The 24,399-nt window shown below is 66.4% G+C and carries 22 protein-coding genes and 1 pseudogene; 13 read left to right on the top strand and 10 right to left on the bottom strand.

Annotation, left to right across the window (positions count from 1 at the left end):
- Positions 1 to 35: 35 nt before the first annotated feature.
- The 3 genes from fabI to CT3_RS18955 all read left to right on the top strand — a co-directional run bounded on the left by fabI (position 36) and on the right by CT3_RS18955 (position 3,628).
- Entirely contained in the window at positions 36 to 815 is a 780-nt protein-coding gene (gene fabI / locus CT3_RS18965) for an enoyl-ACP reductase FabI (RefSeq protein ID WP_066541127.1), read from the top strand.
- Between the two features lie 69 nt (positions 816 to 884).
- Positions 885 to 2,324 (top strand): bifunctional enoyl-CoA hydratase/phosphate acetyltransferase, encoded by a 1,440-nt coding sequence (locus tag CT3_RS18960; protein WP_098065951.1) that lies wholly within the window; start codon positions 885 to 887, stop codon positions 2,322 to 2,324.
- Positions 2,325 to 2,389: 65 nt separating this feature from the next.
- Positions 2,390 to 3,628: an acetate/propionate family kinase gene (locus CT3_RS18955; RefSeq protein WP_066541126.1), complete on the top strand. Its 1,239-nt coding sequence runs from the start codon at positions 2,390 to 2,392 to the stop codon at positions 3,626 to 3,628.
- Positions 3,629 to 3,702: 74 nt separating this feature from the next.
- Here the strand turns inward: CT3_RS18955 and CT3_RS18950 are convergent, their stop codons facing one another.
- The gene (locus tag CT3_RS18950; protein ID WP_098065948.1) at positions 3,703 to 5,157 is read right to left on the bottom strand and encodes an AMP nucleosidase; all 1,455 of its coding nucleotides are present in this window, start codon (positions 5,155 to 5,157) and stop codon (positions 3,703 to 3,705) included.
- Between the two features lie 243 nt (positions 5,158 to 5,400).
- Here CT3_RS18950 and dtd point away from each other — a divergent pair, with 243 nt between their 5' ends.
- Complete coding sequence (gene dtd / locus CT3_RS18945; protein WP_066541546.1) at positions 5,401 to 5,865, top strand: D-aminoacyl-tRNA deacylase; 465 nt, start codon at positions 5,401 to 5,403, stop codon at positions 5,863 to 5,865.
- Between the two features lie 96 nt (positions 5,866 to 5,961).
- Complete coding sequence (gene dbpA, locus CT3_RS18940) at positions 5,962 to 7,371, top strand: ATP-dependent RNA helicase DbpA (RefSeq protein ID WP_066541123.1); 1,410 nt, start codon at positions 5,962 to 5,964, stop codon at positions 7,369 to 7,371.
- A 118-nt stretch (positions 7,372 to 7,489) separates the two neighbouring features.
- Here dbpA and CT3_RS18935 read toward each other — a convergent pair whose 3' ends face one another.
- The 4 genes from CT3_RS18935 to CT3_RS18920 all read right to left on the bottom strand — a co-directional run bounded on the left by CT3_RS18935 (position 7,490) and on the right by CT3_RS18920 (position 11,160).
- The gene (locus CT3_RS18935) at positions 7,490 to 7,984 is read right to left on the bottom strand and encodes a GlcG/HbpS family heme-binding protein (RefSeq protein ID WP_066541121.1); all 495 of its coding nucleotides are present in this window, start codon (positions 7,982 to 7,984) and stop codon (positions 7,490 to 7,492) included.
- 154 nt (positions 7,985 to 8,138) lie between these two features.
- A complete protein-coding gene (locus tag CT3_RS18930; RefSeq protein WP_066541544.1) occupies positions 8,139 to 8,768 on the bottom strand; it encodes a response regulator transcription factor in 630 nt (209 codons plus the stop codon).
- Positions 8,769 to 8,776: 8 nt separating this feature from the next.
- The gene (locus CT3_RS18925; protein ID WP_066541119.1) at positions 8,777 to 10,282 is read right to left on the bottom strand and encodes a sensor histidine kinase; all 1,506 of its coding nucleotides are present in this window, start codon (positions 10,280 to 10,282) and stop codon (positions 8,777 to 8,779) included.
- 98 nt (positions 10,283 to 10,380) lie between these two features.
- A complete protein-coding gene (locus CT3_RS18920; protein WP_066541117.1) occupies positions 10,381 to 11,160 on the bottom strand; it encodes a sulfite exporter TauE/SafE family protein in 780 nt (259 codons plus the stop codon).
- A gap of 234 nt (positions 11,161 to 11,394) precedes the next feature.
- On the opposite strand from CT3_RS18920, the gene CT3_RS18915 reads away from it, so the two are divergent.
- Positions 11,395 to 12,378: a Bug family tripartite tricarboxylate transporter substrate binding protein gene (locus CT3_RS18915; protein WP_066541115.1), complete on the top strand. Its 984-nt coding sequence runs from the start codon at positions 11,395 to 11,397 to the stop codon at positions 12,376 to 12,378.
- Between the two features lie 178 nt (positions 12,379 to 12,556).
- On the opposite strand, the gene ybeY is transcribed toward CT3_RS18915, so the two are convergent.
- Together ybeY and CT3_RS18905 are read right to left on the bottom strand one after the other, a co-directional pair.
- Positions 12,557 to 13,015, bottom strand: coding sequence for an rRNA maturation RNase YbeY (ybeY, locus tag CT3_RS18910; protein ID WP_066541113.1), 459 nt, complete (start codon positions 13,013 to 13,015; stop codon positions 12,557 to 12,559).
- A 134-nt stretch (positions 13,016 to 13,149) separates the two neighbouring features.
- Positions 13,150 to 14,094 (bottom strand): PhoH family protein, encoded by a 945-nt coding sequence (locus CT3_RS18905; RefSeq protein WP_066541111.1) that lies wholly within the window; start codon positions 14,092 to 14,094, stop codon positions 13,150 to 13,152.
- A 74-nt stretch (positions 14,095 to 14,168) separates the two neighbouring features.
- Here CT3_RS18905 and ruvA point away from each other — a divergent pair, with 74 nt between their 5' ends.
- A complete protein-coding gene (gene ruvA, locus CT3_RS18900; RefSeq protein ID WP_066541109.1) occupies positions 14,169 to 14,750 on the top strand; it encodes a Holliday junction branch migration protein RuvA in 582 nt (193 codons plus the stop codon).
- Positions 14,751 to 14,804: 54 nt separating this feature from the next.
- On the opposite strand, the gene CT3_RS18895 is transcribed toward ruvA, so the two are convergent.
- On the bottom strand, positions 14,805 to 15,353 hold the full coding sequence (locus tag CT3_RS18895) for a peroxiredoxin (protein WP_066541107.1): 549 nt from the start codon (positions 15,351 to 15,353) through the stop codon (positions 14,805 to 14,807).
- Between the two features lie 159 nt (positions 15,354 to 15,512).
- Between CT3_RS18895 and ruvB the strand changes: the two genes are divergently transcribed.
- Entirely contained in the window at positions 15,513 to 16,580 is a 1,068-nt protein-coding gene (ruvB, locus tag CT3_RS18890) for a Holliday junction branch migration DNA helicase RuvB (protein ID WP_066541105.1), read from the top strand.
- Positions 16,581 to 16,642: 62 nt separating this feature from the next.
- On the opposite strand, the gene CT3_RS18885 is transcribed toward ruvB, so the two are convergent.
- Positions 16,643 to 17,332, bottom strand: coding sequence for a lysoplasmalogenase (locus tag CT3_RS18885; RefSeq protein ID WP_225608861.1), 690 nt, complete (start codon positions 17,330 to 17,332; stop codon positions 16,643 to 16,645).
- A gap of 185 nt (positions 17,333 to 17,517) precedes the next feature.
- Complete coding sequence (locus CT3_RS18880; protein ID WP_066541101.1) at positions 17,518 to 18,867, bottom strand: MFS transporter; 1,350 nt, start codon at positions 18,865 to 18,867, stop codon at positions 17,518 to 17,520.
- 456 nt (positions 18,868 to 19,323) lie between these two features.
- Between CT3_RS18880 and cyoA the strand changes: the two genes are divergently transcribed.
- From cyoA to CT3_RS18855, 5 genes and pseudogenes are all read left to right on the top strand, one after another.
- Positions 19,324 to 20,370: a ubiquinol oxidase subunit II gene (cyoA, locus tag CT3_RS18875; RefSeq protein WP_066541099.1), complete on the top strand. Its 1,047-nt coding sequence runs from the start codon at positions 19,324 to 19,326 to the stop codon at positions 20,368 to 20,370.
- Between the two features lie 127 nt (positions 20,371 to 20,497).
- On the top strand, positions 20,498 to 22,435 hold the full coding sequence (cyoB, locus tag CT3_RS18870; RefSeq protein WP_428042592.1) for a cytochrome o ubiquinol oxidase subunit I: 1,938 nt from the start codon (positions 20,498 to 20,500) through the stop codon (positions 22,433 to 22,435).
- The gene (gene cyoC, locus CT3_RS18865; RefSeq protein ID WP_066541095.1) at positions 22,428 to 23,060 is read left to right on the top strand and encodes a cytochrome o ubiquinol oxidase subunit III; all 633 of its coding nucleotides are present in this window, start codon (positions 22,428 to 22,430) and stop codon (positions 23,058 to 23,060) included. The genes cyoB and cyoC overlap by 8 nt, the downstream gene beginning before the upstream one ends.
- Positions 23,061 to 23,483 (top strand): annotated as a pseudogene (gene cyoD / locus CT3_RS18860) (cytochrome o ubiquinol oxidase subunit IV); the annotation flags it as partial. It abuts the gene before it with no gap.
- Positions 23,484 to 23,551: 68 nt separating this feature from the next.
- A complete protein-coding gene (locus tag CT3_RS18855) occupies positions 23,552 to 24,349 on the top strand; it encodes an SURF1 family protein (RefSeq protein ID WP_066541089.1) in 798 nt (265 codons plus the stop codon).
- The last annotated feature ends 50 nt before the right edge of the window (positions 24,350 to 24,399 follow it).

Below are 24,399 nucleotides of genomic sequence, written 5' to 3'. Positions count from 1 at the left end.
TGCGGCCTGGCTTTACCCCGAAAGATTCTCTGACCATGACACAAGCGTCTTCTTCCTTCAGCCTGCAAGGCAAAAAAGGCCTGATTCTGGGCATTGCCAACGACCACAGCATCGCCTGGGGGTGCGCCAAGATGGCCGTGCAGCAGGGCGCCCAGGTGGTGGCTTCCTGCCTGAACGACAAGGCCCGCAAGTATGTGGAGCCGCTGACCCAGCCGCTGGGGATTGATCTGGTCAACTGCAATGTGGAAACCGAAGGCGAGCTGCAGGCCCTGGTGGACCACGCGGTCAAGACCATGGGGCAAATCGACTTCGTCATCCACTCCATCGCCTGGGCACCCATCGAAGACCTGCATGGCGATGTGGTGGACAGCTCGCGCGAAGGCTTTGCCCGCGCCGTCAGCGTGTCTTGCCACTCGTTCGCCGAAGTGGCCAAGCTGTGCGCGCCGCACATGCCCAACGGCGGCAGCATGCTGTCCATGACCTACCTGGGCTCCGGTGAAGCCGTGCCCAACTACGGCCTGATGGGGCCGGTCAAGGCCGCGCTGGAATCGATGGTGCGCTACATGGCCATGGAGCTGGGACCCAGGAACATCCGCGTGCATGCGGTGTCGCCCGGTCCCATCCTGACCCGTGCGGCCTCGGGCATTGCCGAGTTCGACAAGCTGATGCAGACCGCCATCGACAAGGCGCCGCTGCAGCGCCTGGTCACGCTGGAAGAAATCGCCAGCCTGTCGGCCTTTCTGTGCACCGATGCCGCGTCGGGCATGACCGGCCAGACCATCTATGTGGACGCCGGTGTCCACGCCATGGACTGAGCGCGTCCCCCACCGCCAGCAGCGCGGGTGCCGCGCCGCCTTTTTCGTACAGTTTGACCGAGGTATCCCATGAACATGCAGACCCCGCACATCGACGAATGGATGGAAAACGTCACCTATGACGAGCTGAGCGTGGGCCAGAGCGCCCGCCTGGTGCGCACCGTGACGCTGGAGGACATCCAGGCCTTCGCAGCCGTCTCGGGCGACATCAACCCCGCCCACCTGAACGCCGAATACGCCGATGCCACCATGTTCCACGGCGTCATCGCCCACGGCATGCTGGGTGCGGCACTGATCTCGGCCCTGTTCGGCACGCAGTTCCCCGGCCCCGGCACCATCTACCTGGGCCAGGAGCTGAAGTTCACCAAGCCGGTGCGCATTGGCGATACGCTGACCGTGCTGGCCACGGTGACGGAAAAGGACGACGAGAAAAAGCGCATCGCCGTGGACTGCCAGGTCAGCAACCAGAAGGGCGAGGTGGTGCTCAAGGGCGTGGCCCGTCTGATGCCGCCCACGCAGAAGGTGCGTGTGCCCCGGGTCAATGCGCCCCAGATCCAGCTGTTCGACCCTGAAGCGCGTCAGAAGGCGCTGCTGGCCCTTACCGAAGGGCTGGACGCCGTGCGTTGCGCCGTGGTGCATCCCTGTGACGAAGGCTCGCTCAGCGGCGCATTGGACGCGGCACAGCACGGCCTGATCGTGCCGGTGCTGATCGGCCCCGAAGGCCGTATCCGCCGCGTGGCAGAAGAAGCCGGCCTGAGCCTGGAAGGGGTGGAGATCCTGCATGTGGAGCACAGCCATGCGGCGGCCCAGCTGGCGGCCGAGATGGCCGCCAACAAGGACGTGGAAGTGCTGATGAAGGGCAGTCTGCACACCGACGAGCTGCTCAAGGCCGTTCTGGGTCAGCCTGCGCTGCGCACCGGACGCCGCCTGTCGCATGTCTTCCGCTTCGACGTGCCGCTGTATGCCAAGCCGCTGCTGATCACCGACGCGGCGATCAACATCCGCCCCACGCTGCCGGAGAAGGCGGACATCATCCAGAACGCTATCGACTTTGCCCGCATCATGGGCACGGAAGCGCCCAAGGTGGCGGTGCTGTCGGCCGTGGAAACCGTCACGCCGACCATTCCGTCCACCATCGACGCTGCGGCGCTGTGCAAGATGGCCGACCGGGGCCAGATCAAGGGCGGGCTGCTGGACGGCCCGCTGGCCTTCGACAACGCCATTTCACCCGAGGCCGTGCGCATCAAGGGCATTGACTCGGCCGTGGCCGGGCAGGCCGATATCCTGGCCGTGCCGGACCTGGAAAGCGGCAACATGGTGGCCAAGCAGCTGGAGTACCTGGCCGGCGCATCCGGCTCGGGCCTGGTGCTGGGCGCACGCGTGCCCATTGCATTGACCAGCCGTGCCGACGGTCCCACGGCCCGTGTGGCGTCTGCCGTGCTGGCCGTGCTGGCCGCGCACGACAGCCGCAAGAAGCAGGAAGCCGACGCGTGGAAGAGCGGGCACTGAACCGCTGACTGATGTGGCCAAGCGGCCGCTGAGCCGCCGCCCGACCGCCATCCAAGGAGAAAACAATGGCCATTCTTGCCGTCAATGCCGGATCGTCCTCGCTGAAGTTCTCGCTGCACCCGCTGCAGGGCGGACAGGTGCAGCCCCATGTGCTCTCGGGCAACATCCAGGGGCTGGAGCCCGGTGGCGCGCCGGCCATGGGGTGGACCTATCTGGGCAAAAGGCACCAGGAAGCACTGGCGGTGCCCGCCGGCACCGCCCCTTTTGTTGCCGCGCTGGACAGCCTGCGTGCCCTGGTGCAGAAGCTCGAAGCCGCACCCGACATCGAAGCGGTGGCCCACCGCGTGGTGCATGGCGGCGGCGTGTTCACCGAAAGCGTGCTGGTCACCGAGGAGGTGCTGGAACGCCTGGCCTGCTTCAACTCGCTGGCGCCGCTGCACCAGCCGCACAATCTGGAAGGCATACGCCGCTTTCAGGCCGCCTTCCCGCAGCTGCCGCAGATCGCCTGTTTCGACACCGCCTTCCATGCCACCATGCCCGAGGTGGACTACGCCTTTGCCCTGCCCAAGGCGCTGCAGGAAGAAGGCGTGCGCCGCTATGGCTTTCACGGTCTGTCCTACCAGTACATCATGGGCATGCTGCTGGAGCACACGCTGCGCGGCCGTGGCCGCGTGGTGATGGCCCACCTGGGTAACGGCGCCAGCCTGTGCGCGGCGCTGGCCGGCTCCAGCGTAGCCACCACCATGGGCTTTTCGGCCCTGGACGGCTTGATGATGGGCACGCGCAGCGGTTCGCTGGATGCCGGGGTGCTGCTGTACCTGATGGAGCAGGGCTGGACCCATGCCCAGATGGAAAAGCTGCTCTACAAGCAAAGCGGTCTGCTGGGGGTGTCCGGCATCTCGGCCGATATGCGCACGCTGCGCGCCAGCGACAGCCCGGATGCGGAACGTGCCATCCTGCAGTTCACCCACCGCGTGATCCGCGAAAGCGGTGCGCTGATGGCCTGCCTGGGCGGTCTGGATGTGCTGGCCTTCAGCGGCGGCATCGGCGAGAACGATGCAGTGCTGCGCGAGCAGGTCTGCAACCGCCTGGCCTGGACGGGGCTGCGCATCGACGAAGAACGCAACCGCAATGCCGATGGCAAGGCGGCCTACGCCATCCACGCGCCCGACAGCCGCGTGGAAATCTGGGTCATCCCCACCGATGAAGGCCGTGTGGCGGCGCGCGAAGCGGCGCAGCTGCTGCAGACACTGAAGGCGGGTGGCCAGGCCACGCCGTCGCTGGCACCGGCTTCCGTGGCCTGAAGCGGCATGCCCCACCGTGCGGTGGGGCAGCGGGTACCCCATGCGCGCCAGCGCCCAGTCCGGCAGGTTCTTGCTTACTGGAACGCCACTTCGTCGAAGCTGCGCAGCTTGCGGCTGTGCAGGCGTTGCGAACCGCCCTGGCGCAGCAGTTCCACCGCGCGCATGCCGATGCGCAGATGCTGGTCCACCCGCTCGCGGTAGAAGTGGTTGGCCATGCCCGGCAGCTTGATCTCGCCGTGCAGCGGCTTGTCGCTGACGCACAGCAAGGTGCCATAGGGCACGCGGAAGCGGAACCCGTTGGCGGCGATGGTGGCGCTTTCCATGTCCAGCGCCACGGCGCGGCTCTGGCTGAAGCGGCGCTGGGGCAGGTTGTCGGGCAGCAGTTCCCAGTTGCGGTTGTCGGTGCTGGCCACGGTGCCGGTGCGCATGATGCGCTTGAGGTCGGGCCCTTCCATGGCCGTCACGTCGGCCACAGCCTGCTGCAGCGCCTGCTGGATCTCGGCCAGGGCCGGAATCGGCACCCACAGCGGCAGTTCTTCGTCCAGCACATGGTCCTCGCGCACATAGGCGTGGGCCAGCACATAGTCGCCCAGCTCCTGGCTGTTGCGCAGGCCGGCACAGTGGCCGAGCATCATCCAGGCATGGGGGCGCAGCACGGCAATGTGGTCGGTGATGGTCTTGGCATTGGCCGGGCCCACGCCGATGTTGACCATGGTGATGCCGCTGTAGTCCTCGCGCACCAGGTGGTAGGCCGGCATCTGCGGCAGGCGGGGCGGCGCGGCACCCAGTTCGTCGATGGCCTGGGCCGGCAGACCGGTGCGGCGGGTGACCACGTTGCCGGGCTCGATGAAGGCGATGTATTCGCTGTCTTCCTTGGCCATTTCGGCATGGCCCAGGCGGATGAATTCGTCGATGTAGAACTGGTAGTTGGTGAACAGCACAAAGTTCTGGAACCACTCCGGAGCGGTGCCGGTGTAGTGGCGCAGGCGGTGCAGCGAATAATCCACGCGCGGCGCGGTGAACAGCGACAGCGGGAACGCCTGGCCGGGCTGGGAGCGCCAGGTGCCGTTGGCAATGCCGTCGTCCATGGCTTCCAGGTCGGGCAGGTCGAACACATCGCGCATCAGGATGCGGCGTTCGGGGGACAGGCTGCCTTCCACATGGTCGTTGTCGGCGAACGAGAAATGGATGGGAATGGGCTGCTGGCTCAGCCCCACCTGGATGTCCACCCCATGGTTCTTGCGCAGCAGGCGGAACTGCTCCTGCAGGTAGCGCGCAAACAGGTCGGGGCGGGTGATGGTGGCGTCGTAGCGGCCCGGGCCCTCGACAAAGCCGTAGGCCAGCTTGGTGTCGGCGCGCGCCACGGTATGGGTTTCGATGCGCACCAGCGGGTAGTAGGCGTGCACCGGTGCGGAGAGCTGCTCTCCCGCGACAAAGCGGCGCATGGCATCGCGCAGGGTATCGACCTGCTCCTGGTAGAGCGCCTGGACGCAGGCCAGTGCAGCGAGCGGGTCGTCAAAACGGCGCATGCGCGCCGCAGAAGAAGTGTCTGGGGCAGGGTAGGGCATACCTTATTGTGCGACATTCGTGTGACAGCTGCGTGGCTGGGCTGGCGCAGCGGTGCGTGCTGACAACGGCCGTGTCCGCTGTCCGCATGGTCCACGGCAGGGCCGGCGGCGCGGCACAATGCAGCCGCCGACCTGCGCACGCAGGCCAGGCCATGGCCGGTCAGGGGACGGGTGCAGGCCGGATGGAGCAAGGAAGATACGGAAATGCTGAGCGTGGTACAGCGCGTCAAGACGGCGCGGGTGGAAGTGGACGGCCGGATCACCGGCCAGATTGAACAGGGCCTGCTGGCCCTGGTGTGCGCCGAACAGGGCGATACCGAGGCCGAGGCCGACAAGCTGCTGTCCAAGATGCTCAAGCTGCGCATCTTCCAGGACGATGCCGGCAAGATGAACAAAAGCTTGCAGGATGTGGGAGGCGGCCTGCTGGTGGTCAGCCAGTTCACCTTGGCGGCCGACACCAGGGGCGGCAACCGCCCCAGCTTCACCGGCGCGGCCGCTCCGGCCGAGGGTCAGCGCCTGTACGACTATTTCGTGGCACAGGCGCAAGGCAGCCACCCGGTGGTCCAGACCGGCATTTTTGCCGCCGACATGCAGGTGCACCTGGTCAACGACGGGCCGGTGACCATTCCGCTGCGCATTGCGCCGGCCGTGGCCGCAAACGGCCACTGAGCCGGACCGCTGCTGGCGGTGGCGTACCCGGGCGGGGTGCCGGTTCACTGCATGGCGACCCTGCACAAAGCCCGGGTGCCCGGGATAATCGTGGGTATGAACACTTCCACCAGCGCCGCCCAGGCCACCGCTCCCACCGCTTTCTCGGCGCTGCCCCTGTCCCCCGAGATGCTCGCCAATCTGCAGCAGCTGGGCTATGCGCAGATGACACCCATCCAAGCGGCCAGCCTGCCGCTGACATTGCAGGGCAAGGACCTGATTGCCCAGGCCAGCACCGGCAGCGGCAAGACCGCCGCCTTCGGTCTGCCCATGGTGGACCGCCTCAATCCGCGCTGGTTTGCCGTGCAGGCGCTGGTGCTGTGCCCCACGCGCGAACTGGCCGACCAGGTGGCCACCGAGGTGCGCCGCCTGGCCCGCGCCCAGGACAACATCAAGATCGTCACCGTCTATGGTGGCGTGCCGTCGCGCAACCAGATCGCCTCGCTGGAAAACGGGGCCCACATCGTCGTCGGCACGCCGGGCCGGGTGATGGATCTGATGGAGCGCGGCAAGCTCGACATCAGCAACCTCAAGACCCTGGTGCTGGACGAGGCCGACCGCATGCTGGACATGGGCTTCCTTGGCGATATCGAGACCGTGGTGCGCCAGTGCCCGGCCGATCGCCAGACGCTGCTGTTCTCGGCCACCTACCCGGACGGCATTGCCAGCCTGGCCACCCGCTTCATGCGCGACCCGCAGACCGTGAAGGTCGCCACCCAGCACAGTGCCAACAAGATCGTCCAGCGCTGGTACGAGGTGGATGCCAACGACAAGATCTACACCGTGCCCAAGCTGCTGGCGCATTTCCGCCCCGAGTCGAGCATTGCCTTCTGCAACACCAAGCAGCAATGCCGCGAGGTGGTGGCCGAGCTGCAGGCCCAGGGCTTCAGCGCACTGGCGCTGTTCGGGGAGCTGGAGCAGCGCGAGCGCGACGAGGTGCTGGTGCAGTTCGCCAACAAGAGCTGCAGCGTGCTGGTTGCGACCGACGTGGCGGCACGGGGCCTGGACATTGCCGATCTGTCTGCTGTCATCAATGTGGATGTGACCCCGGATCCCGAGGTGCACATCCACCGCATCGGCCGCACCGGCCGGGGCGACGCGGAAGGCCTGGCACTGAATCTGGTGTCCATGGACGAAATGGGCAGCGTGGGCAAGATCGAGCAGCTGCAAGGCCGCGCTTCGGAGTTCTTCCCGCTGGAGGGGCTCACGCCGGCCGCCGGCGGTGAGCTGCTGCCGCCGATGGTGACCATCCAGATCATCGGCGGACGCAAGGAGAAGATCCGCGCTGGCGACGTGATGGGCGCCATGTGCGCCGACTTCGGTTACACCCGCGAGCAGATCGGCAAGATCAGCGTGAACGACTTTTCCACCTATGTGGCAGTGGACCGCCACATCGCCTCGGCGGCCTGCGCCAAGCTGAATGCGGGCAAGGTCAAGGGCAAGACGGTGAAGGCGCGCCTGCTCTGATCCCCTGGCCCCATGGGCCCTGGGCCGCCTGGAGGCGGGTGGTGCGCGCAGGCCGGGCGCAAAAAAGGCCTGGCAGCACGGCCAGGCCTGGGGGACGCGGCAGGTGCTGCCGGGTCGCTTATTTCAGCAGGCCTTGCACCTTGGCCAGCGCGGCCTGGCCGCACTTGTCGTCCAGGTGGCCGCCGGGGGCGCCGGCAATGCCCACGGCGCCGATGACTTCGTCACCGGCCTTGACGGGCAGACCACCGCCCAGCAGCAGGTAGCCCGGGATATGCACCAGATTGGCGGCGCCGGGGTTCTTTTGCGCGCCTTCCATCATCGCCAGGGTGTTGTTCTTGGCGGATGCCGAGGTGAAGGCCTTGAGACGGCTGCCTTCCAGCGTGTGGGGGCCGGCGTTGTCGGCACGCTGTACGGCACGCACGGTGCCGGCGCGGTCGACCACGGTGGCGGTGACGGCATAGCCATCGGCCGCGCAGGCGGCAACGCTCTGGGCCGCGATCTGGTTGGCCAGTTCCAGCGACATGTTTTTTTCCACGCGCACAGCCTGTGCATGGGAGGCGCTGGCGATCAGGCCCAGGCCCAGAACGAGTGCGGAAGAGAAGGTGCGGCGCATAGCAATTTTTCCTCAGTGAAAAGTGGCGCGCAGACAGTGCAGCGCTCGGTTGTCACTGTAAAAATTGCAGCAGCCAGGCGCCATTCGTGCGGCTACGCCCGGGCCTGCGTAGAACTACGGAGCGGGCGGCGTCGGCGGCTGCAGGCCGCGCACGCTACAGCTCCGTCAGCGGGGCATAGCGGCGAATCAGCCAGGCCAGCGAGGGTGCCTGCAGCTTGGCGAACAGATTGGCCCGGTGGGTTTCCACGGTGCGGGGCGACACATCCAGCGCACGGCCGATTTCCTTGTTGGTCAGTCCCTGCACGATCAGGGCCAGCACCTCGCGCTCCCGGGGCGACAGCTGGGCGTAGTGCTCCTGGGCCGCGCGGTCGGCCTGGGTCCGGGCGCGCAGGCGCACGTGCTGGCGTACCGCCGTCTGCAGGGCTTCCAGCAGCACTTCGTCATCGACGGGCTTTTCCAGGAATTCGGCCGCACCACCCTTGAACGCACGCCGGCACATATCGACCGTGCCATGGCCGGTGAGCAGGATGACGGGCTGGTCCACCCCTTGCTCCATCAGCTGCGCCAGCAAGGCCAGGCCGCTGACGCCGGGCATGCGCACATCCAGCACGATGGCGCCGATGGACTGGCGGTCGAACTGCGCGGCGAACAGCACCGGGTCGGCCCAGCTTTGCACCCGCAGGCCCACGGTGCTGATCAGCAGGGCCAGGCTGTCGCGCACGGCCTGGTCGTCGTCCACCAGGTGGATCAAAGGGGAGTGTTGGTGGTCACCGGATTCGGGCATGGAAAACATCAAGGGGTATCCGCAGCGCGGGTGGGCATGGCAGGCAGCTGCAGCTCGAAGCAGGCGCCGCGCAAGGGGCCGCCGTCCACCAGCCGCAGCTGGCCGCCCATGGATTCGGCCAGCCCCTGGCTCAGCGTCAGCCCCAGGCCCAGACCCTGGGCACGCGTGGTGGCAAAAGGGGTGAACAGGCGCTCGCGCAGCTCCGGGGCAATGCCGGGTCCGTTGTCCTGCACAGTCAGCAGCAGGTGCCGGCCCTGCGGGCGGTGTTGAATCAGCAGCTGCCGCTCGGCCGCGGGTACCTGTTCCATGGCCTGCAGGGCGTTCAGCAGCAGGTTGTGCAGGATTTGCTGCAGGGCAATCGGGTCGGCCTGGGCGGGCGGCAGCGGCGGCGTGGGCAGCGGCGCCTGGCATTGCACCTGGCGCTGTCGCAGTTCGGGCTCCAGCAGGTGCAGGGCATCGGCCACGGCCTGTGGCAGCGGCACGGCCTGGGACTGCGTGGCGGTATCGGGCCGCTCCACCAGACGGCGCAGGCGACCGATCACGGCCGAGGCGCGCTTGGCCTGCTCGGCGGCCTGCTGCATGGCCTGGCGCGCGGCGTCCACATCCGGTTCGGCGTCGTCCAGCAGGCGGCGTGCGGCCTGGCTGTTGGAGAGGATGGCGGTCAGCGGCTGGTTCAGCTCATGGGCCATGCCGGCGGCCAGTTCGCCCAGGGTGTTGAGGCGCGCAATCTGGCCGTATTGCAGCAGCTGTTCGGCCCGCTGGCGGGCGGCGCGTTGCTGCCAGGCGGCCCGCAAGGCCGCCACTGCCAGTGCCCAGGCCAGGGCCCAGACCAGCATGCTGGGCCACGGCAGCAGGCGTGGGTGCAGCTTGTAGCGTTCGTGCAGTTCCAGCACCTGGCTGGGGGAGGACAGGGTCTTGCTGACGGACAGGGCCCAGCCGGGTGCCTGGGCGTCGTCCGCGCCGTGCTGCAGCACCAGGCTTTGGGTGCCTTGCGCCAGCCAGATGCGCACCGGGCTGTGGCTGGCGGGATAGGGCCATTCATCGGCGGGCACGGTGGCGTGCAAGTCCAGTTTCAGCGCATAGCTGGCGGGCTGGCCGGCCTGGACCACAAACAGCTTGCCCTGGGCCAAGCGGCTGGCGTCCATCTGCGCATGGCCGCTGGCGGCGGATTGCTGCTCCAGCGCCTGCAGGTCCGCCGGCCAATGGGCAGGCCAGGGCTGGTCGTCGCGCCGCTGGGCCACGCCCAGCACCTGGGGGTACAGCGTGGAGAGCCCGCTGCTGCCGGCATTGGCCGCGGCATCGCCGGACAGGGCCGGCTGCAGCAGCGACAGCGTGGCCAGAATGGCATCGTGCTGCGCCAGCTGCTGGCTCAGCAGCCGGTGGGCCACGCGGGCATTGGTGGTGAAGGTTTCGTGCAGTTCCTGCAGGCGTTGCTGGGCCAGCCACGCGGCGCCGCCGCCTGCGGCGAGTGCCCAGGCCAGCAGCCATCCAAGCCATGGGCGCTTCCAGTTCATGGCGCGGATTGTGGCATCCGCAGGGATCCTCCGGCACGGGTGGGGCCGTCCATGCCCGCCGCGCCGCCGTGCTCCCGGGGGGCACGGATGCGGCCGGGTCAGCCCTTGGCGAAGAACAGGCCGGCCATCACCAGGCCGGTGGCCACAATGCCCCAGCGCAGCACGGGCGCAGGGATACGGCGCGCCACGCGGGCGCCGCCATAGCCGCCGGCGGTGGCGGCCACCATCATCAGCAGGGCCTGCGGCCATTCCACGATGCCGCCGACGGCGTAGATGGCCACGGCAATGGCCGTCAGCAGGGCGGAGACCACGTTCTTCATGCCATTCATGGCGTTCAGCTGGGTCTGGCCCAGCAGGCCGAACAGGGCCAGCAGCAAGATGCCCAGGCCGCCGTTGAAGTAGCCGCCGTAGATGGCCACGGCCAGCATGCCCAGGGCGGCTTTGCCAGCGGACGGGGCGGCGTGCGCGGCGTTTTTGCCGGCGGCCCAGGCGCGCAGCTGCGGACCGAAGGCGAACAGGGCGGTGGCGGCCAGCAGCAGCCAGGGCACCACCTTGCGGAAGGTCGCGTCGGGCGTGAACAGCAGCAGCGCGGCCCCGGCCGATCCGCCCAGCAGCGACAGCACCACCACCTGCCGCATGGACAGACCGGGGGGCGGTGCCATGTCGTCCTTGAAGCCCCAGGCCCCGGCGGCGTAGCCGGGCAACAGGGCCACGGTCCCGGTGGCATTGGCCACCACGGGCGGCACGCCGGTGAAGACCAGGGCGGGCAAGGTCAGAAAGCTGCCGCCGCCTGCCACGGCGTTCAGTGCGCCGGCCACAAAAGCGGCGGCCAGCAAAAGTGCGATATGGCTCGCAGGGCCCAGGCCCAGAGCTTCCATGCAGTTGTCTCCCTGTCGGTGTTGTTGTGTGGTTGCGGGGCCGGGGCGGTCTGCAGCCACCACCCTGTGGCGCGATCTTAGGGGGTGGTGTGGCGCGGTTTGGCTCGGCTGCAGCAAAGCAGTTTTGCGCGAACGACTCTAAAGCTTATTTGGAAATAAAGAAGTTGTTAAATATTCTTTTGAGGAATAAGAAAGGCTTCGCAGAATGCGGCTCCTGCCTTCAAGGAGTGTCCCGTGAACCTGCACCGCCATCTTTTCCGCACCGCCTGGGCCGCTTGGGCCATGGTGGCCGTGCCGCTGACTGCCCTGGCGCAGGTGCCGGACTACCCCGCTCGCGCGGTGAAGCTGCTGGTGGCGAACGGTCCGGGCAGTGCCCCGGACATCCTGGCCCGCCAGGTGGGTCAGCAACTGTCCAAAGGCTGGAGCCAGCCGGTGCTGGTGGAGAACAAGGGCTCGGCCGGCGGTGTCTCGGCGGTCGATGCCGTGGTCAAGTCCACCCCGGACGGCCACACCTTGCTGGTGGGCGGAGACGGTGCCATCACCATCATGCCCCACCTGCAGCAGCACCTGCCGTATGACGTCAAGCAGGATCTGGTGCCCGTCATCAAGCTGGGCCAGGTCGATTTTGTGCTGGTGGCCCACCCGCGCCATGGTTTCAAGACCGTGCAGGACCTGGTGAAGGCTGCGAAAGCCAGGCCGGGCGGGTTGAACTACGCGTCGGCCGGTACAGGCAGTGCCCTGCACCTGTCGATGGAGCTGCTCAAGCAGCGTGCGGGATTTTTTGCCACCCACATTCCCTACCGGGGCGGTCCGCAGGGGCTGCAGGATGTGCTGGCCGGGCAGGTGGATGCCATGTTCATTGCCGTGGCACCGGCGCTGGCGCATATCCAGAGCGGCAAGCTGGTGGCGCTGGCCGTGTCGGGTGCGCAGCGCAATCCGCTGCTGCCCCAGGTGCCCACCGTGGGCGAGACCTATGCGGGCTACCAGTCGGCCACCTGGTTCGGCCTGTTCGCCCCCAAGGGCACGCCCCAGCCGGTGCTGCAACAGCTGGCACGCGATGCCGACCAGACCCTGGCCGATCCCCAGCTGCGCAGCCAGCTGGCCCAGCAGGGCATTCAGACCACCGGCGAGACGCAGCAGGCATTTGCCCGGCAGGTGCAGGGCGACTATGTGCGCTACGCACAGCTGGTGCAGGCGATTGGCCTGAAGCTGGAGTGAGCGGCGGCGCCCGAAGGCGCCGTCCTGGCCCGGGCTGTGCGTGCAGCGCCGGGCTGAGAGCGGCTGGCATGACCCAGCAAACCAAAGGTTTGCGGTGGAGACGAGGCACGAAGCCGCAGACAGTACAGTCGTACGGCAAGGCGAAGCAACGACGTATCAAGGGTCGTAGTAGCCGCTCTTATTTGGCGTACGGGTCGGCGTAGCCGAGCTCGGCCATGATGTCGGTCTCGTAGGCCTCCATCTCGTCGGCATCGGCCTCGCTGGTTTCGTGGTCCCAGCCCTGGGCGTGTAGCGTGCCGTGCACCAGCAGGTGGGCGTAATGCTCTTCCAGGGTCTTGTTCTGTTCCTGCGCTTCGCGCTCCACCACCGGGCCGCAGATCACCAGGTCGGCCATCACGGTGGGTTCCTGCTGGTAGTCGAAGGTCAGCACATTGGTGGCGTAGTCCTTGTGGCGGTACTCGCGGTTGAGCTGCTGGCCTTCTTCGGTGCCGACGATGCGCACCGTCATTTCGGCGTCCACTGCCAGCGCATGGCGGATCCACCGGGTGACCAGGCTGCGGGTCAGCAGGGCGCGGTGGGCGGCCAGGTTGTCGAACTTGCCAAACTGCAAGGAGAGTTCTAGTTGGTTGAGAGCCATATCAAATGTCCAGTGTGCGCGCTCCGCCCGGGCGCCTGGCGCCGCCCATGCCGTGGAGCAGACGTTCGGCAGCGCCGGTCCGCCGCCGGGGCGGCCGGGTCGATTGAGGCCAGGGCGCGAAGCGGTGCGGGAGGTCAGCGGGCGCGGCCGGTCCCGTTGGCGTCGTAGGCGTCCACAATGCGCGCCACCAGCGGGTGGCGCACCACGTCGGCGCTGGTGAAGCGGTTGATGGAGATGCCCTTGACCCGCTTGAGCACGCGCTCGGCGTCGATCAGGCCGCTCATCGCCCCCTTGGGCAGGTCGATCTGGCTCACGTCACCCGTCACCACGGCCTTGGCGCCAAAGCCGATGCGGGTGAGGAACATCTTCATCTGCTCGGGCGTGGTGTTCTGCGCCTCGTCCAGGATCACGAAGGCGTTGTTCAGCGTGCGCCCGCGCATGAAGGCCAGCGGTGCGATCTCCAGCGCATTGCGCTCGAAGGCCTTCTGCACCTTGTCATAGCCCATCAGGTCGTACAGCGCGTCGTACAGCGGGCGCAGATAGGGGTCGACCTTCTGTGTCAGGTCGCCGGGCAGAAAGCCCAGGCGCTCGCCGGCTTCCACGGCCGGGCGGGTCAGCACAATGCGCTGCACGGCGCTGCGCTCCAGCGCGTCCACGGCGCAGGCCACGGCCAGGTAGGTCTTGCCGGTGCCGGCCGGGCCAATGCCGAAGGTGATGTCGTGCTTGCCGATGTTTTCCAGGTACATGGCCTGGTTGGGCGTGCGTGCGCGCAGGTCGGCGCGGCGGGTGGTCAGCTGCACGGCCGTGGCGTCGGGCTCCAGCATCTCGGCGTCGCCGGCCAGCATCAGCTGCAGCGTGTCGTCGGAGATGGGGGCGTCGGCCATTTCATACAGGGCCTGCAGCAGCTCCATGGCCTGCTGGGCCTTGGCCTTGGGGCCGTCCACCTTGAATTGCTCATGGCGGTGGGCGATCTTGACCTGCAGCCCCACTTCGATGGTGCGCAGGTGGGCATCGGCCGGGCCGCAGAGATTGGCCAGGCGCAGGTTGTTGTGGGGTGTGAAGGTGTGGCGCAGTATCACGCGGATAATTCCATCCAATGTGCCGCTACCACAGCGGCGAAAGTAGCGGTAAAAGCAGCGGCTTAAGGAAACCAATGATAGGCAAACTGACGGGCACCCTGATCGAGAAGAACCCTCCCGAGGTCCTGCTGGACGTGCATGGCGTGGGCTATGAGGTCCAGGTGCCCATGAGCACGTTCTACAACCTGCCCGGGCTGGGCGAGAAAGTCAGCCTGTTGACGCACTTTATCGTGCGCGAGGATGCGCAGCTGCTGTATGGGTTTGCCACCCCGCAGGAGCGTCAGACTTTTCGCGAGCTGATCAAGGTCAGCGGCGTGGGGCCGCGCACCGCGCTGTCGGTGCTGTCGGGTATGGGGGCCGACGATCTGGCCCAGGCCGTGACGCTGCAGGAAGCCGGTCGCCTGGTCAAGGTGCCTGGCATCGGCAAGAAGACGGCAGAGCGCTTGCTGCTGGAGCTCAAGGGCAAGCTGGGCGACGCGATCGGCGGCAGCGGTGCGGCGGCCCAGATCAAGAGCGATGCCCAGGGGGACATCCTGCAGGCCCTGGTGGCGCTGGGCTATTCCGACAAGGAGGCCACCGCCAGCCTCAAGGCGCTGCCGGCCGATGTCGGTGTCTCCGAAGGCATCAAGCTGGCGCTCAAGGGCCTGACCAAGTAGGCACGGCTGCCCGGCCATGCCCGCCGTGGCGGGAGCGCCGAGGGGCGGCTGGGCTTATTTGCGGGCTGCGGCCTGCAGCTTTTCGACTGCGGCCCGGGTCTGCGCCACATGGGCCTCGGGGTCGGAGCCGATGTGCACGAACTTCACCTTGCCGTCCTGGCCGATCACGTAGGAGATGCGGTCGGCACGCGCCGGGTTCGCGGCGGCTGCGGCGTCGTAGGCCCGGATGGTCTGGGCCTGGGGATCGGAGGCCACGGCAAACTGGTCGCGGCAGGCTTCGGTGGAGAAGCGCTGCAGCGTGGCGATGTCGTCGTGCGACATGCCCACCACGGTGGCTCCCAGCGCGGCGAACCGGGGCGTGGCCTCGGCAAAGGCATGGGCCTCCAGCGTGCAGCCCTGGGTGAAGGCCTTGGGGAAGAAGTACAGCACCACCGGGCCTTTTTTCAGCGTGGCAGCCAGGTCGAACGTAAAAGGCTTGCCTGCCACGGCTGCGGGCGTGGTGAATGCGGGCGCGGCGTCGCCCACCTGGAGGGCCGCCTGGGCCTGGGCGGCGCACAGCAAGGCCAGTGCGGCCGCCGTCTTCAGCACGCGGGGAAAGGTCATGGCAGTTCCTGAAAAAGAGTGCAAAGGGGCTGCCAGCATGCCACGGCCGGCCACGCTGGCATAGCGCAGACCGCACGCCCTGCAGGGCGGCAGGGCCATGCAGTGACCCAATCCCGCCACGGCGGCGCAGGGTGGTGCAGACACGGCACAATCCCTGCCATGACCATTGTTGTTGAAGATCTGGGCCCGGCATCGGAGCCTGCGCCGCGCATGGTGTCGGCGGGTGCTGTTTCCAAGAGCGAGGAGCAGCTGGAGCGCGCCCTGCGCCCCAAGATGCTCGAGGAGTACGTGGGCCAGCAAAAGGCGCGCGAGCAGCTGGAAATCTTCATCGGCGCGGCCCGCAAGCGCGGCGAGGCACTCGACCACGTGCTGTTGTTCGGCCCGCCCGGCCTGGGCAAGACCACGCTGTCCCACATCATTGCGGCGGAGCTGGGGGTGAACCTGCGCCAGACCAGCGGTCCGGTGCTGGAAAAGCCCAAGGACCTGGCGGCCCTGCTGACCAACCTTGAAGCCAACGATGTGCTGTTCATCGACGAAATCCACCGGCTCAGCCCCGTGGTGGAAGAAATTCTCTACCCGGCACTGGAGGACTACCAGATCGACATCATGATCGGTGAAGGCCCGGCGGCGCGCAGCATCAAGCTGGACCTGCAGCCCTTCACGCTGGTGGGCGCGACCACGCGGGCCGGCATGCTGACCAACCCGCTGCGGGACCGCTTCGGCATCGTGGCGCGGCTGGAGTTCTATACGCCGGAGGAGCTGGCGCGCATCGTCACCCGCAGCGCCGGTCTGCTGGGCGCGCCCATTGATGTGCCGGGGGCACAGGAGATCGCCAACCGCTCACGCGGCACGCCGCGTATCGCCAACCGCCTGCTGCGCCGGGTGCGTGACTATGCCGAGGTCAAGGGCGACGGCAGCATCACCCAGGACATGGCGCGCAAGGCGCTGTCCATGCTGGATGTGGACCCACGCGGCTTTGACGTGATGGACCGCAAGCTGCTGGAAGCCGTGGTGCACCGCTTTGATGGTGGCCCGGTAGGGGTGGACAACATTGCCGCCAGCATCGGCGAGGATGCCGGCACCATCGAGGACGTGATCGAGCCCTATCTGATCCAGCAAGGCTATCTGCAGCGCACGCCACGCGGGCGCATTGCCACCAAGGCGGCCTACGCCCATCTGGGCCTGGTGCAGCCGCCGTCGGTGGCGGGCGGCTTGTTCGGCGACTGAGTGCTGGCGGGCGCTCGAGGGGGCTGCACTGGGCGCCCTCGGCGGCGGTGCCGGCCGGTGCCTCAGGCCTGCTGGCTGGTTTGCAGCATGCCGTGCACGATCAGCCACTGGGCGGCGTAGTAGGTGCCCAGCACCCCCAGCCCCGCCCAGGCCAGCGGGTGCACAAAGCGGTCGACGGCCAGCAGCGTGTCGCTGAGCATGAACAGCAGCGCCCCATAGGCCACGCAGCGCGCCGCGCGGCTGGCGCGCACCAGGGCTCGGCCCACGGCCTGCGCGGCCATCAGCGCGATCACCAGCACATAGGCGGCCACGGGCAGGCGCAGTTCCACCGGCAGATGGCCCCACAGCATGCTGTAGACCCCGGCGCCCAGCAGCAGGCAGGCCACCAGCGGGGTGCGCCGCGGCAGCCAGGGGGCATCCAGCGCAAACAGCCGGATGTAGCAGACATGGGCGCATAGGAACGCCACCAGACCGGGGATGAACAGCCCGTCCAGCATCAGGCAGACATCCCCCGCCAGGCTGAAGGCCAGGGCCGCCAGCAGCCAGTGGCGCGCCCGCAGCCGCCGGGCGCTGCGCGGGGCAAAACGCGGGGCACAGACCGCCAGCAGCGCCGCCACCATGGCCAGCGGCTTGAACAACCGGTGCAGCTCCACCCAGCCGGCCTGGGCCGTGAGCATGGCGCCGGCCCCCAAGGTCAGCAGAACCCATTGCCAGACATGGATGCGGCCAGGGGGCATGAAGATGGTGCGCATGGTGGGCAAGGCAAGTGGCAATGGCCGCAGTGTGCCGCGCAACGGCGGGGGCGGCATGGGGTACTTTCCCCGTGGTGCGCCGCTGCAACGCGTGCCGGCAGTCCGCACAGCTCGCTCGGTCCGCTCTCGGTGGGCGCGGGCATGAAAAAGGCTGCCGAAGCAGCCTGTGTGTGGCGCGGTCGCCTTCAGCTGTCGCTGCCCCGCGCTTCGATGGCGCGGTTGATGCCCAGGGCCGCCAGTGTGCAGATGGCGCCGGACAGCAGGTACAGGCCCACGGCCACCGGGCCGAAGCGCGAGGACAGGCCCAGCGCCACCAGCGGCGCAAAGGCGGCGCCCAGCAGCCAGGCCAGATCGGACGAGTAGGCTGCGCCCACATAGCGCAGGCGGCGGGAGAAATTGGCCGTCACGGTGCCGGAGGACTGGCCGTAGGACAGGCCCAGCAGCACAAAGCCCACCAGGATGAAGGTGTTCTGTCCGGCGCTGCCGCCATCCAGCAGGAAGGGGGCAGCAAAGCTGAACAGACCGATCAGCACCGCCATGGTGCCCAGGGTGTTGCGGCGGCCAAAGCGGTCGGCCAGCTTGCCCGACACCAGAATCCCCAGGCCGGCCAGCAGGCCGCCCAGCACCTGGGTCCAGAGGATGCTGGTGACGCTGTCTTCGCCGAACATGGTCATCCAGGACAGCGGGAACACCGTGACCAGGTGGAACAGGGCAAAGCTGGCCAGGGCCGCCAGGGCGCCGATCAGCACGTTGCGGCCTTCACCGCTGCGCGTCAGCTCGAAGGTGGGTACGGGCTCCAGTTCCAGCTTTTCCAGCAGGCGGGTGTAGGACTGGCCCACCACCAGCCGCAGGCGTGCGAACAGGGCGACCACGTTGATCGCGAAGGCCACGCAGAAGGGGTAGCGCCAGCCCCATTCCACAAACTCTTCGTGGCTCAGCGCCTTGTAGAGGTAGGCAAACAGTGCCGCTGCCACCACAAAGCCCAACGGGGCGCCCAGCTGGCCGATCATGGAATACCAGCCGCGCTTTTCGGGTGGGGCGCTCAGTGCCAGCAGCGACGGCAGGCCATCCCAGGAGCCGCCCAGGGCCAGCCCCTGCAGGATGCGGAACAGCACCAGCAAGGCGATGGCATAGCGGCCCAGGTCAACATAGCCGGGCAGCAGTGCCATGCCCACCGTGGCGGTGCCCAGCAGGAACAGCGAGATGGTCAGCTTGGTGGCACGGCCCCAGCGCTGCTGGATGACCATGGAGATGGCGGTGCCGATGGGGCGGGCGATGAAGGCCAGCGAGAACACGGCAAACGACGCCAGCATGCCGTTGAGCAGGGTGTAGTGGGGGAAGAACACGTGCGGGAACACCAGCACGCAGGCAATGCCGAAGACGAAGAAGTCGAAATACTCGGACGATCGGCCGATGATGACGCCGGCAGCGATTTCGCCGGGAGAAGCCTCTTCGTGCGTGTCGGCGTCGGACAGGTCTTCCGAGCCATGGAAACCGCCAGCAGGTGCGATGTTCGGATAAGCGAGGCCACTCATGAAACACACTCCTATGAGGTTGGTGTGCCTCCCTTCTACGCCCTTGGGCAGGGGCTCGCAATCGGATAAACGGCTTTTTAGGGGAAGTTCCCGATCTTGACGGCCATCAAGTGGCGACGGGCGGCAGCTGGAGGGCGGTCAAGACCCGGCTGTCAGCAGGGTTAGTGGCCAAAGTGCGCTGCCCCGGCGGAGGGTAAGGCGCGTCCTGGGGTTAGTGTGTAAGCGTTAACCCGTGCCGTTCAAGCAGAAAAAAATGCCGTGGAAACAAAGAGTTAAGGACTTTTTGCCGCGAGGGGCATAAAACGCCTAACTGATGTGCTTCGGCCTTGCAATGACCCAGCGCAGGGCTGCGGTGGACAAAATGTCCAATCGCAAAAAACCTTGATCGAAGTAAATTCGCAACGTCTTGTAATCCGCGCCGACATCCGTCTGTGCGTGTCTTTTTGCGTCTATAGCATGTTTCAATCCAAGGAAATCCGTGGGCCCGCGTGGCTCGCGGCGGCCGCCTTGATAGCCAGTCTGACTGGTTGCAGCAAGGCCGTCGTACTCAATCCCGCAGGTGACATCGCAGCCCAGCAGGGCCAGCTGGTGGTGACTGCCACCCTGCTGATGTTGATCATCATCGTGCCGGTGATTCTGTTGACGCTGTTGTTCGCCTGGAAGTATCGCCAGTCGAACACCGAAGCCGAATACGATCCCGAATGGCACCATTCCACGGCCCTGGAGCTGGTGATCTGGAGCGTTCCGCTCATCATCATCATCGCCCTGGGCGCCCTGACCTGGATCAGCACCCACAAGCTCGACCCCTACCGTCCGCTGGACCGTGTGTCTGAAACTAAGGCCTTGGCGCCCGAAATCAAGCCCCTGGAAGTGGAAGTGGTGGCCATGGACTGGAAGTGGCTGTTCTTCCTGCCCGAGCAAGGCATCGCCACGGTGAACGAGCTGGCTGCACCGGTGGATCGCCCGATCCGCTTCAAGCTGACCGCCACCTCCACCATGAATGCGTTCTATGTGCCTGACCTGGCCGGCATGATCTATGCCATGCCCGGCATGGAAACCCAGCTGAATGCGGTGATCAACAAGGAAGGCGTGTTCCACGGCCTGGCATCGCACTACAGCGGTGCCGGTTTTGCCGGCATGACCTTCAAGTTCCACGGTCTGAGCAACGAAGGCTTCGACGCCTGGGTTGCCAAGGCCAAGGCCGAAGGCCAGCCCCTGACCCGTGACGCCTACCTCGACCTAGCCAAGCCCAGCGAGCGGGATCCCGTGAAGCGCTTCTCCAGCGTGGAAGACGGCCTCTACAGCAAGGTGCTGAACCGTTGCGTGGAAGACGGAAAGATGTGCATGCACCACATGATGGCCATCGACGCTGCCGGCGGCGAAGCCTACATGAAGGCCGCAGGTCTGAACCTGCCCCAGGACGTGTGCACGGTCCAGAACGCTGACCGCGTGGTGGCCCTCCTGGACCAACGCGATCAACCGGGTGCTGTGGCACAGCAGTAAGCATTGACGGCGGTCTGGCCTGCGCCTGCGAGCGGGGCCGCCACTTAGCAAGAGACTCGATATGTCTGGAAATACAACCTTGCCCAACGATCCGCTCATCGGGCGGATCAGCTGGGACGCCGTACCGATGGCGCATGAGCCCATCGTGTTATGGACTTTCATCGCCGTGGTCCTGGGTGGCCTGGTGATGATGGCGGCACTGACCAAGTTCCGCCTCTGGGGCCCTCTGTGGCGCGACTGGATCTGCTCGATCGACCACAAGAAGATCGGCATCATGTACATGATCCTGGGTCTGGTCATGTTCCTGCGCGGCTTTGCCGACGCGGCCATGATGCGTCTGCAGCAGGCCATGGCCTTCGGCGACAACCTGGGCTACCTGCCTCCGCACCACTACGACCAGATCTTCACTGCCCACGGCGTGATCATGATCTTCTTTGTGGCCATGCCTTTTGTGACCGGCCTGATGAACTATCTGGTGCCGCTGCAAATCGGTGCGCGTGACGTGTCCTTCCCGTTCCTGAACAACTTCAGCTTCTGGATGACCACGGCCGGTGCCGTGCTGGTGATGATCTCCCTGTTCCTGGGCGAGTTCTCCACCTCGGGCTGGCTGGCACTGTCCAATCTGGGCAACCAGAGCGGAAGCACCGGTCTGGATTACTACATCTGGGCATTGCAGATTGCCGGTGTGGGCACGACGCTGTCGGGTATCAACCTGATCGTCACCATCATCAAGATGCGCGCGCCCGGCATGAACCTGATGAAGATGCCCGTCTTCGTCTGGACCTCGCTGTGCACCAACGCCCTGATCGTGGCGTCCTTCCCCATGCTGACCGCAGCCCTGGTGCTGATGTCGCTGGACCGTTACCTGGGTACCCATTTCTTCTCGAACGACTTCGGTGGCAACGCCATGTTGTACGTGAACCTGATCTGGATCTGGGGTCACCCTGAGGTGTACATCCTGGTGCTGCCGGCTTTCGGCGTGTTCTCGGAAATCGTGGCCACCTTCAGCAAGAAGCGTCTGTTCGGTTACACCTCCATGGTGTACGCGACGGTGTGTATCACCATCCTGTCCTACCTGGTGTGGCTGCACCACTTCTTCACCATGGGTTCGGGCGCCAGCGTGAACACGTTCTTCGGCATCACGACGATGATCATCTCGATCCCGACGGGCGCCAAGATCTTCAACTGGCTGTTCACCATGTACAAGGGCCGCATCAAGTTTGATCTGCCCATGATGTGGACCGTGGCCTTCATGTGCACCTTCGCCATCGGCGGCATGACCGGCGTGCTGCTGGCAGTGCCTCCGGCCGACTTCGTGCTGCACAACTCGCTGTTCCTGATCGCGCACTTCCACAACGTGATCATCGGCGGCGTGGTGTTTGCCGTGTTCGCCGCCATCAACTACTGGTATCCCAAGGCCTTCGGCTACAAGCTGGATGTGTTCTGGGGCAAGTGCTCGTTCTGGCTGTGGCTGGTGGGCTTCTGGGTGGCCTTCACGCCCCTGTACATCCTGGGCCTGATGGGTGTGACCCGCCGTGCCAACCACTTCGAAGATCCTTCGCTGCAAATCTGGTTCATCATCGCTGCGCTGGGCGCCGCCATGATCGCCGCCGGTATCGGCTGCTTCCTGATCCAGCTCGTCGTCAGCTTCTTCAAGCGCGACCAGCTGCGTGACGAGTCCGGCGACCCCTGGGGTGGCCGTACGCTGGAGTGGGCCACTTCCTCGCCTCCTCCCCAGTACAACTTTGCCTTCACCCCCGTGGTGCACGACATCGATGCCTGGTGGGACATGAAGAAGCACAGCTACCAACGTCCGCTGGCGGGCTTCCAGCCCATCCACATGCCCGCCAACACCGGCGCCGGCGTGGTGATCTCGGGCCTGTCGCTGGTATTGGGCTTTGCGCTGATCTGGCACATCTGGTGGCTGGCAGGCGTGTCGTTCGCAGCCGTGATCGTGGCTTCGATCATCCATACCTTCAACTACAAGCGTGACTTCTACATCCCGGCCGCCGAAGTGGTCGCCACGGAAGAAGCCCGCACTCTGCAGCTCGCTCGCCATGTCTGATATCCGTCATAACGCAGGCGCCGCAGGCGCCCTGGCTCCGCGGGAATACCACCTCGCGCACGAGCCCCATCCAGAGAACGGCACCTCGCTGGGCTTCTGGCTCTACCTGATGAGCGACTGTCTCATCTTCGCTGCCCTGTTCGCCACCTTTGGCGTGCTGGGTCGCAACTATGCCGCCGGCCCCACGGGCAAGGAACTGTTCGACCTGTCGCTGGTGGCCATCAACACGGCCTTCCTGCTGCTGTCGTCCATCACCTTCGGCTTTGCCATGCTGCAAAAGCAAAAGAAGAACGTCGGCGGCACGCTGACCTGGCTGGCCATCACCGGCGTGCTGGGTCTGTGCTTCCTGGGCGTGGAACTCTATGAGTTCCACCACCTGATCCACCAAGGTGCCACGCCCCAGCGCAGCGCCTTCCTGTCGTCGTTCTTCACGCTGGTGGGCACCCACGGCCTGCACGTGACCTTCGGCCTGATCTGGCTGGTCACGCTGATGATCCAGATCAGCAAGCACGGCCTGATCGAAGCCAATGTGCGTCGCATCAACTGCCTGTCGATGTTCTGGCACTTCTTGGACGTGGTCTGGATCGGTGTGTTCACCTTTGTGTATCTGATGGGGGTGCTGTAAATGAGCGCACACGACCTTCACGCCGGTCATGGCGACCATCATGACCACGATGATCTGCACGTCACCATGGGTGACTACGTCAAGGGCTTCATCCTGGCGGTGATCCTGACGGTGATTCCGTTCTACCTGGTGATGAGCGGTGCCATCGAGGACCGCGCTACCGGTCTGGTGGTGCTGGGTGCCTTTGCCATCGTTCAGGTGGTGGTGCACATGGTGTACTTCCTGCACATGAACGGCAAGATCCAGGGTGGCTGGACCATGCTGTCCACCGTCTTCACGGCGGTCTTCCTGGCCATTGCCGTGGCCGGTACGCTGTGGGTGATGTACCAGATGAACGCCCACATGATGCCGACGCACGAGAGCGCTCCGGCGGTCAGCCAGCCCGCCGCGGCGGACACGGCTGCGCCTGCGGTGCAAGCGCCTGCCGCAAGCGAAGCGGCTGCACCGGCACCTGCCGAGCAGTCTGCCCATGGTGCCCATGGCAGCAACTAATGACGGTTGAAACTTCGGGGGCGCGCAAGCGCACCCGTTCCACCTTCACGAAGGCGGTGCTCGCGTTAGCGGGCATCGCCCTTTTTATTTCCTTCCTCAGTCTGGGGACGTGGCAGGTGCAGCGGCGCGCATGGAAGCTCGATCTCATCGAGCGCATCGACCAGCGCGTACATGCCCAGCCGGTGGCCGTGCCGGCACCGGCCGACTGGCCCCGGATCAGCAAGGAAACCCACGAATACCTGCCGGTGTCCGCGCAAGGCCGGTGGCTGGAAGGGCGCAGCGTGCTGACCCAGGCCGTGAGCGAGCTCGGTGCTGGCTTCTGGCTGCTGACGCCGCTGCAGCAGGCCGATGGCTCCCAGGTGCTGGTGAACCGCGGTTTCGTGCCGACCGCAGAGCGCAAGGCGTTTGCCGACCGCATTGCGGCCGCTGCCCCCGGTACCGCCGGTGCCGCCGCCGAGACGGTGGCCGTGACCGGCCTGCTGCGCCTGAGCGAGCCCAAGGGCGGCTTCATGCGCGAGAACGCTGCGGCCGAAGACCGCTGGCATTCGCGCGATGTGGCGGCCATTGCCGCTGCCAAGGGGCTGGCGCAGGCCGCGCCGTTCTTCATCGACCAGGGCCTGCCCGGCCAAGCCGTGGCCGAGAACCAGTGGCCCCGCCCCGGCATGACGGTGATCCAGTTCAGCAACACCCACGCGGTGTACGCGCTGACCTGGTACGGCCTGGCGCTGATGGTGCTGCTGGCCGCCTGGCTGGTGGTGCGCCATGAGCGCCGCGCGCGTGAAGACGCCGCTGCGTAAGAATGTGGGCTGCCTGCGGCCTTCTACCGTCCTGCCGAGGGGATTCCCAA

Source organism: Comamonas terrigena NBRC 13299 (assembly GCF_006740045.1).
GTDB lineage: Bacteria > Pseudomonadota > Gammaproteobacteria > Burkholderiales > Burkholderiaceae_C > Comamonas > Comamonas terrigena.
The sequence above is the reverse complement of the archived record's forward strand: the minus strand, read 5'-3'. Positions and strand labels throughout refer to the sequence as shown.